The following is a 9,111-nucleotide window of genomic DNA, read 5'->3' on the forward strand; positions in this document are numbered from 1 at the left end:
AGCCGGTCTCACTCCCCCGGCATCCACTGCTCCATCACCGACAGCAGGTGATCGGGATCGACCGGCTTGGTCACGTAGTCGGAGGCGCCCGACTCGATCGCCTTCTCCCGGTCACCCTTCATCGCCTTGGCGGTGAGGGCGATGATCGGGAGTCCGGCGAACTGCGGCATCCGGCGGATCGCCGTGGTCGTGGCATAGCCGTCCATCTCGGGCATCATGATGTCCATCAGTACGACCGCCACGTCGTCGTGCTGCTCCAGCACCTCGATGCCCTCGCGGCCGTTCTCCGCGTACAGCACGGACAGGCCGTGCTGCTCGAGGACGCTGGTGAGCGCGAAGACGTTGCGGATGTCGTCGTCGACGATCAGCACCTTCTGCCCGCCGAAGCGGATACCGCGGCGCGACGAGCGGGGCACCGGCTCGTGCTGCACGTCCGGCCACTGCTCCGGCTCGGCGGCGGGCCGCTGCTCGAGCGAGATCCTGCGACGGCGCCGGAACAGCGCGGCCGGACCGTTCTGGGTGGCCCGGTACGACGTCACCTCTGCCGGCGTCTCGGCCTGCGGAGCGGCCGGCTCCGCCGACGCCACCAGGTCCCCGGCCTCCAGCGGCGGCATGGGCTGGGCGTAGCCGTGCGGCGGCAGCTCGCTCGGGTGCAGCGGCAGGTACAGCGTGAACGTGGAACCGCGCCCCGGCTCGCTCTGGGCGTGGATCTCACCGCCGAGCAGCTGAGCGATCTCCCGCGAGATGGACAGCCCGAGCCCCGTACCGCCGTACTTGCGGCTGGTGGTGCCGTCGGCCTGCTTGAACGCCTCGAAGATCACCCGCATCTTGCCGGCCGCGATGCCGATGCCCGTGTCGCTCACCGAGAACGCGATCAGGTCCGCGTCCGGGTCGGTCAGCGAACCCGCCTCCAGCAACTGCTCCCGGATGGCCTGCGGGACATCGTCCCGGGCGGGCCGGATGACCAGCTCGACCGATCCGGAGTCGGTGAACTTCACCGCGTTGGACAGCAGGTTGCGCAGCACCTGCAGCAGCCGCTGCTCGTCGGTGTGCAGCGTGGCGGGCAGCTCCGGCGAGATCCGTACGGACAGGTCCAGGCCCTTCTCCGCGGTCAGCGGCCGGAAGGTGGCCTCCACGTAGTCCACCAGCTGGACGAGCGCGATACGCGTCGGGGAGACGTCCATCTTGCCCGCCTCGACCTTCGACAGGTCCAGGATGTCGTTGATGAGCTGGAGCAGGTCGGACCCGGCGCCGTGGATGGTCTCGGCGAACTCCACCTGCTTGGGGGACAGGTTGGCGTCGGCGTTGTCGGCGAGCAACTTGGCCAGGATCAGCAGCGAGTTCAGCGGCGTGCGCAGCTCGTGCGACATGTTGGCGAGGAACTCGCTCTTGTAGCGCATGGACACGGCGAGCTGCTCGGCGCGCTCCTCCAGGACCTGCCGCGCCTCCTCGATCTCGGTGTTCTTCACCTCGATGTCGCGGTTCTGACGGGCCAGCAGCTCGGCCTTCTCCTCCAGTTCGGCGTTGGACGCCTGGAGCGCCTTCTGCCGCTGTTCCAACTCCGCCGACCGCTCGCGCAGTTGTTCGGTCAGCTCCTGGGACTGCCCCAGCAGCCGCTCGGTCTTGGTGTTGACGGAGATGGTGTTGACGCTGGTCGCGATCATTTCGGCGATCTGGTTGAGGAAGTCCTTCTGGATCGCCGTGAACGGCGTGAACGACGCCAGTTCGATGACGCCGAGCACCTTCCCCTCGAACACCACCGGAAGCACGATCACCTGGGCCGGGGGTGCCTCCCCGAGCCCCGAGGAGATCTTCAGATAGCCGCTGGGCGCCTTCTCCACCAGGATCGTGCGCTTCTCCGTGGCGGCCGTCCCGATGAGCCCCTCACCGGGCTGGAACGACGTCGGCATGGACCCCATGGAGTAGCCGTACGAGCCGAGCATGCGCAGCTCGAACTGGTCGTCGTCCGCCGCGCTCAGGTCCTCGCCGTCGACCAGCGGCATCGCCAGGAAGAACGCGCCGTGCTGCGCGGACACCACCGGCGTCAGCTCGCTCATGATCAGCGAGGCCACGTCGTCCAGGTCGCGGCGACCCTGCATCAGCGCGGAGATACGGGCGAGATTGCCCTTGAGCCAGTCCTGCTCCTTGTTGGCGATCGTGGTGTCGCGCAGGTTGGCGATCATCTTGTTGATGTAGTCCTGGAGCTCCTGGATCTCCCCGGACGCGTCCACGTCGATCTTCAGGTTCAGGTCGCCGCGGGTCACCGCGGTCGCCACCCGGGCGATGGCACGCACCTGCCGGGTGAGATTCCCGGCCATCTCGTTCACCGACTCGGTCAGGTCCCGCCAGGTCCCGTCGACGTCACGCACGCGTGCCTGACCGCCCAGCTGGCCCTCGGTTCCCACCTCGCGGGCGACCCGGGTGACCTCCTCGGCGAACGAGGACAGCTGGTCCACCATCGTGTTGATGGTCGTCTTCAGCTCGAGGATCTCACCGCGCGCGTCGATGTCGATCTTCTTCGTGAGGTCGCCCTTGGCGATGGCCGTCGTCACCATCGCGATGTTGCGCACCTGGCCGGTCAGGTTGGACGCCATCTGGTTCACCGACTCGGTGAGGTCCTTCCAGGTACCGGCCACGCCCGGCACATGCGCCTGACCGCCCAGGATGCCGTCGGTGCCCACCTCGCGGGCCACCTTGGTGACCTGCTCGGCGAACGCGCTCAGCGTCTTCACCATGGTGTTGATGGTGTCGGCGAGCTGCGCCACCTCACCGCGCGCCTCGATGCTGACCTGCCGCGTGAGGTCGCCGTTGGCGACGGCCGCGGACACCTGCGAGATGTTCCGCACCTGCGTGGTGAGGTTCTTCGCCATCAGGTTGACGTTGTCGCTCAGGTCCTTCCAGATGCCCGTGACACCCGGCACATGCGCCTGGCCGCCCAGGATGCCCTCGGTGCCCACCTCGCGGGCCACCCGGGTCACCTGCTCGGCGAACGACGACAGCTGGTCCACCATCGTGTTGACGGTGGTCACCAGCTCGAGGATCTCACCCTTGGCATCGACCGTGATCTTCTTCGACAGGTCGCCCTTGGCGACCGCGGTGGTGACCTCGGCGATGTTGCGCACCTGGAGCGTCAGGTTGTTCGCCATGCCGTTCACGGACTGCGTGAGGTCCTTCCAGGTGCCGGAGACACCCTGCACCTCGGCCTGACCGCCGAGGATGCCCTCCGTACCCACCTCACGGGCCACCCGGGTGACCTCTTCGGCGAACGACGACAGCTGGTCGACCATCGTGTTCAGCGTGTTCTTGAGCTCGAGGATCTCCCCGCGCGCGTCCACGGTGATCTTCTGCGACAGGTCACCGCGTGCCACCGCCGTCGCCACCTGGGCGATGTTGCGCACCTGCCCGGTCAGGTTCGACGCCATGCCGTTCACGGAATCCGTCAGGTCCCGCCACACACCGGCGACGCCGGGCACCTGCGCCTGACCGCCCAGCCGGCCCTCCGTACCCACCTCACGGGCCACTCGCGTCACCTGGTCGGCGAACGACGACAGCTGGTCCACCATCGTGTTGATGGTGTTCTTCAGCTCGAGGATCTCCCCGCGCGCGTCGACGTCGATCTTCTGCGACAGGTCACCCCGCGCGACGGCCGTCGTGACCTGCGCGATGTTGCGCACCTGCCCGGTGAGATTCGAGGCCATGGAGTTGACGGAGTCGGTGAGTTCCTTCCAGGTGCCCGACACGCCGTCCACGCGCGCCTGACCGCCCAGCCGACCCTCCGTACCCACGTCCCGGGCCATCCGCGTGACCTGGTCGGCGAAGCTCGACAGCTGGTCCACCATGGTGTTCACGGTGTTCTTCAGCTGGAGCATCTCACCGGAGACGTCCACGGTGACCTTCTGCGACAGGTCACCGTTGGCGACCGCCGTCGTCACTTGGGCGATGTTCCTCACCTGTCCGGTGAGGTTGCGGAACGCCGTGTTGACGGAATCCGTCAGGTCCTTCCACGTCCCCGCCGCGCCCGGCACCTGCGCCTGGCCGCCCAGCTCACCCTCGACACCGATCTCGCGCGCCACCCGCGTGACCTCGGCACCGAACGCGGACAGCTGGTCCACCATCGTGTTGACGGTGTTCTTCAGCTCCAGCATCTCGCCGGCCACGTCCACGGTGACCTTCTGCGACAGGTCACCGTTGGCGACCGCCGTCGTCACCGCCGCGATGTCCCGCACCTGAGTGGTCAGGTTCCGGAACACCGTGTTCACGGAATCCGTCAGGTCCTTCCACGTCCCCGCCGCACCCGGCACATTCGCCTGACCGCCCAGCCGGCCCTCGGCCCCGACCTCGTTGGCGACCCGCGTGACCTCGTCGGCGAAGATCCGCAGCGTCTCGGTCATCTGGTTGATCGTCTCGGCGAGCTGCGCCACCTCACCGCGCGCCGGCACCGTGACCTTCCGCGACAGATCACCGTTGGCGACCGCGGTCGTGACCTCGGCGATCCCGCGCACCTGAGCGGTGAGATTGCCGGCCATGGTGTTGACGGAGTCGGTGAGCTCCTTCCACACGCCGTCCACCCCGGGCACCTGCGCCTGCCCGCCCAGAGCGCCCTCGGTGCCCACCTCGCGCGCGACCCGGGTCACCTCGGAGGAGAACGCGGAGAGCTGATCCACCATCGTGTTGACGGTGTTCTTCAGCTCGAGCATCTCGCCCTCGACATGGACGGTGACCTTGCGCGACAGATCACCGCTCGCGACGGCCGTCGTCACCAGCGCGATGTCCCGCACCTGCGCCGTCAGCCGCTCCGCCATCGTGTTGACGGAGTCGGTCAGGTCCTTCCACGAACCGGACATGCCACGCACCTGGGCCTGTCCGCCCAGCTTGCCCTCGGTGCCCACCTCGCTGGCCACCCGGGTGACCTCGTCGGTGAAGGTCGACAACTGGTCGACCAGGTTGTTCACGGTCCGCGCGACCTTGAGGAACTCGCCCCGCAGCGGATGCCCGGCCCCCTCGGGCGCCGCCTGCGTCCGCAGCTCCATACGCGGCGACAGATCGCCCTCGGCCACCGCCGACAGCACCCGGCTGACCTCGGAGACCGGCCGTACGAGGTCGTCCACCAGCGCGTTCGAGTTGTCGATCGCGGTCGCCCAGGAGCCCTCGGAGGCCCCCGTCTCCAGCCGCTCCGTGAGCTTTCCCTCACGGCCGACCATGCGCCGCACCCGCGCCAGCTCACCCGTCAGGTGGAGATTGCGGTCGGCCACCTCGTTGAAGACCGCCGCGATCTCCGACATCACGCCGTCGCCGGACACCGTGAGCCGTTTGCGGAAGTTGCCGTCCCGCATCGACACCAGCGCCACCAGGAGACGGTTCAGGGCCGCCGTGTCCACCGTCGTGGTCCCGCCCCGCGCCTTTCCCGGCTTGCTCAGGGACTGTCCGCCTTTCGCGCGCGTCGTCTTCGTGCCCCGCGTCGCTGCGCCAGACTCCACTGTGTCCCTCCCGCAGGGGTCGACCGTTACCGCTGTGCCCGGGCGCACCACCAGGGAGGCGTCCCGTTTACTACTGTGCTTTTTCCGTACTACTGCGATGTGTTGCCCGACGTTCCAAGGTGCCGCCAGGAGGCTGCTGCCCACCCGGCGCGGAAGACACACGGCCTGCCCGGACCTTCACCCCAAGCCTGCCCAGTGTTTCACCCCCGCCGAACCAGGCCATAACAGTTCGGCAGCTTCGCACATCGTCCGCACACCCGCCGGATGGCGAACACCTCCGGACGGAATCACAGCAGACCGGCATCCGCTCGGACGGCGAAGGTAAGTAACCTTGCATCCTGCTGTCCAGCCACGCCGGTCCGTCCGGCCTGGGCGGTGGCAGGAGAAGAGCGGGCATCGGAGGGCGGCCGCACACATGACGACCGGACTGATCCCCGGGGAACAGCCCCCGGACCCACGGCCGAGCGACGGCCTGCCGCACCAGCGGCACGAGCCGGTCGGCGAGGGAGCCATGCCCGTCGACAACCGGTCGAGGAGTTCTGTGATCACCGCGCGCGCGGCCGCCAGCTTCGAGCCCCTGGGGCGGTCGGTCGCCGGCGCCCGCTCGTTCGTCCGTGACACCCTGCAGGGCTGGGGCTTCGGCGACATCGTCGACGACGCCGTGGTGCTCACCAGCGAACTGGTGACCAATGCCGTGGTGCACGCCGGCACCGCCGCCGACCTGCTCTGCCTGCGCAGCGACGACGGCGTACGGATCGAGGTGTCCGACCGCTATCCGGAGCGGGAAATTCCCCTCCAGGGCTCGCCGGTCGACATGGGCAGCCCCGACCGCGAGGGCGGCCGCGGGCTCCAGCTGTGCGCCGCCCTGGCCGGCCACTGGGGAGTGGACTACACACCCACCCACAAGACCGTCTGGTTCCAGCTGGACCTTCCCGAGCGCGCGGTCGGCACCCGCGCCGCCGGCCCCGCCCTGCCGGCCCACCTCCTCCCCCTCGCCGACACCCGGGTCCGGGTCGCCGTCGTACAGATCGACCGCACCGGCGCCATCAGCGCCTGGAACGAGGACGCGGATGAACTGTTCGGCTATACCGCCGAGCAGGTCACCGGCAAGCCGCTCACCGACCTCGCGGCCTGGCCGCACACTCCCGGCACCGGCACCGGCATCGCCGACGCGCTCCAGCTCTCCCGCTGGGAGGGCAGCTACGGCATCAGGGGATCCCACGGCAGAGTGATCCCCGTGTACGCCTCCCATCTGCGGGTCCGCGACACCGATGGCGAACCGTCAACCGTGTGTCTGCTGGTTCGGGACCACGAACGGGCGGTTCTGCAGAGCCCGTTGCGCGGCCCCTCGACCGACTCGTCCGGCGGCTCCGAGGGCCAGAGCACCGACCCGTTCGAGGTCTTCATCGGCTCCCCCGCGCCGGACGACCTCGACGGCCTGCTCCAGCGCACCGTGGAACGCGCCCGCGACATGCTCGACGGCGACTCCGCCTTCCTGCTCCTCGCCACCGACGACGAGACCGAACTCGAGGTCCGCGCCTCCACCGGCCTCCCTTCGGCCCGTCAGCGCTTCGCCCGCGTCCCCGTCGAGGCCGGCCCCGGCCGCTACGGCTCCGCCCGCATGCCGGCCGTCCACGAGGATCTCACCGCCGTCTCCGGCGCGGTCCCCCTCCTCAACGGCACCGGCATGCGCTCGGTCGTCACCGTCCCGCTGAAGGTGGAGGGCCGGCTCACCGGCTCCCTCGGCGTCGCCGCCGAGGCGCCCGGCAGATACTCCAACGAGGAGGCGCTGCGTCTGCAGTTCGCGGCGGACCGGATCGCGCTCGCGGTGGAGTCGGCCCGGCTGGGCGAGCTGGAGCGCCTGCGCCGCGGTTCGCTCAGCTTCCTCGTCGAGGCCTCCGACCTGCTGGCCGGCACCCTGGACCGGGACCAGACCCTGGCCCTGATGGCCCAGATGACCGTCCCCACCCTCGCCACCTGGTGCGCCGTCTACACGATCGCCGACCAGGCCTCCGAGCCGTACCTCTCCTACGTGCTCCACGAGGACGAGGAACTGATCGACGGCATCAAGTCCCTGCTGTCGAAGATCCCGCCGCCCGACCCGGTCCCGACTCCGGGTGCCCGTGTCTGGTCGGCACCCGCGGAGGTCGCCCACCAGGCTGCCCTGCGCACCTCCATGCGCAGTCTCGGCCTCAGCGGCGGCCCGACCCGGCATGTCACCACCGGCATCGGCCCCACCCTCGCCACGGCCTCCGCGCTCGGCGGCGAGACCGTGGTCCTTCCCCTGGTCGCCCGTAACCGCGTCATCGGCATGCTGACGCTCGGCAAGCCGACCGATGAGCACTTCCGCCAGGAGATCCTGGAACTCGCCGAGGACCTCTCCCGGCGGGCCGCCCTGGCCCTGGACAACGCCCGCCTGTATTCCGAGCGCACGGCCATCAGCCAGTCCCTCCAGCGCAGCCTCCTGCCTCCCGAGCTGCCGACGATCGACGGCGTCGAGGTCGAGGTGATCTACCGCGCGGCCGGCGAGGGCAACGAGGTCGGCGGCGACTTCTACGACCTCTTCCCGATCAGCGACGGCGCCTACGGCTTCGCCATCGGCGACGTCTGCGGTACGGGCCCGAACGCGGCGGCCGTCACCGGTCTCGCCCGGCACGCGCTCCGTCTGCTCGCCCGCGAGGGCCTCAGCGGCCCGGCGGTCCTCGACCGTCTCAACTCCGCGATCCTCGACGAGGGCGCCCGCAGCCGCTTCCTCACCCTCCTGTACGGCGAGATGCGGCCGCAGGCGGACGGCAGCGCGGAACTGAAGGTCGTCTGCGCGGGCCATCCCCTGCCGCTCCGGCTGCGTCAGGACGGCACGGTCGAACCGGCCGCCGAACCGCAGCCGCTCCTCGGCGTCTTGGAGGACTTGGAGCTGTACGAGCAGACCGTCACCCTCGACCCCGGCGATGTCCTTCTCTGCGTCACCGACGGCGTCACCGAACGCCGCGAGGGCTCCAGGATGCTGGGCGACGATGGCCTCGCCGAGGTTCTGACGACCTGCACGGGACTGACGGCCGGGGCGGTCGCGGCCCGCATCATGCGCGCGGTGGAGCGCTTCGCGACGGACGCCCCGTCCGATGACATGGCCATCCTCGCCATGCGCGTTCCGGGCCTGCAGAAGGAGTAGCTCACGAGAACATGAAGAAGGCCCCGCCCGAATGGGCGGGGCCTTTCTCTCGGAGCCCCCAAACGGAATCGAACCGTTGACCTTCTCCTTACCATGGAGACGCTCTGCCGACTGAGCTATGGGGGCCTGTCGCCGGGTTCGAGGTTTCCCTCGCGGCAACGGAATAGATCATACCCCGTCCAGACCGGTGCTCCCAACCAACCTCAGAAGGCAGGTACGACGACCTCGTCACACGCGCCGGCGTCGGCGGGCCTGAGCAGTGCAGCAGTACTCATGGCAGGGATGCTGATTGCGCCACGTGACCTTCCCATGACGCCAAACAAAAAAGGGTTGGACCCGGAACCGAAGTTCGGGGTCCAACCCTTTCAATGATTGTTCGGCGGCGTCCTACTCTCCCACAGGGTCCCCCCTGCAGTACCATCGGCGCTGTAAGGCTTAGCTTCCGGGTTCGGAATGTAACCGGGC

Annotated in this window: 2 protein-coding genes, 1 tRNA gene and 1 rRNA gene; 1 reads left to right on the forward strand and 3 read right to left on the reverse strand. The window is 69.1% G+C overall.

All coding sequences use genetic code 11. The features are described 5' to 3' along the window. Positions 1-8: 8 nt before the first annotated feature. On the reverse strand, positions 9-5,477 hold the full coding sequence (locus AB0L56_RS19595; protein ID WP_365424832.1) for a HAMP domain-containing protein: 5,469 nt from the start codon (positions 5,475-5,477) through the stop codon (positions 9-11). Between the two features lie 415 nt (positions 5,478-5,892). Between AB0L56_RS19595 and AB0L56_RS19600 the strand changes: the two genes are divergently transcribed. Further along, positions 5,893-8,646 (forward strand): SpoIIE family protein phosphatase, encoded by a 2,754-nt coding sequence (locus AB0L56_RS19600; RefSeq protein ID WP_365424834.1) that lies wholly within the window; start codon positions 5,893-5,895, stop codon positions 8,644-8,646. A gap of 53 nt (positions 8,647-8,699) precedes the next feature. Here AB0L56_RS19600 and AB0L56_RS19605 read toward each other — a convergent pair. Both AB0L56_RS19605 and rrf read right to left on the reverse strand, forming a co-directional pair. Then, a tRNA-Thr gene (locus tag AB0L56_RS19605) sits at positions 8,700-8,772 on the reverse strand. Between the two features lie 248 nt (positions 8,773-9,020). After that, positions 9,021-9,111: ribosomal RNA gene (rrf, locus tag AB0L56_RS19610) — 5S ribosomal RNA — on the reverse strand; the annotation flags it as partial.

The sequence above is a fragment of the Streptomyces sp. NPDC052079 genome, from assembly GCF_040680275.1.
Classification (GTDB): Bacteria; Actinomycetota; Actinomycetes; order Streptomycetales; family Streptomycetaceae; genus Streptomyces.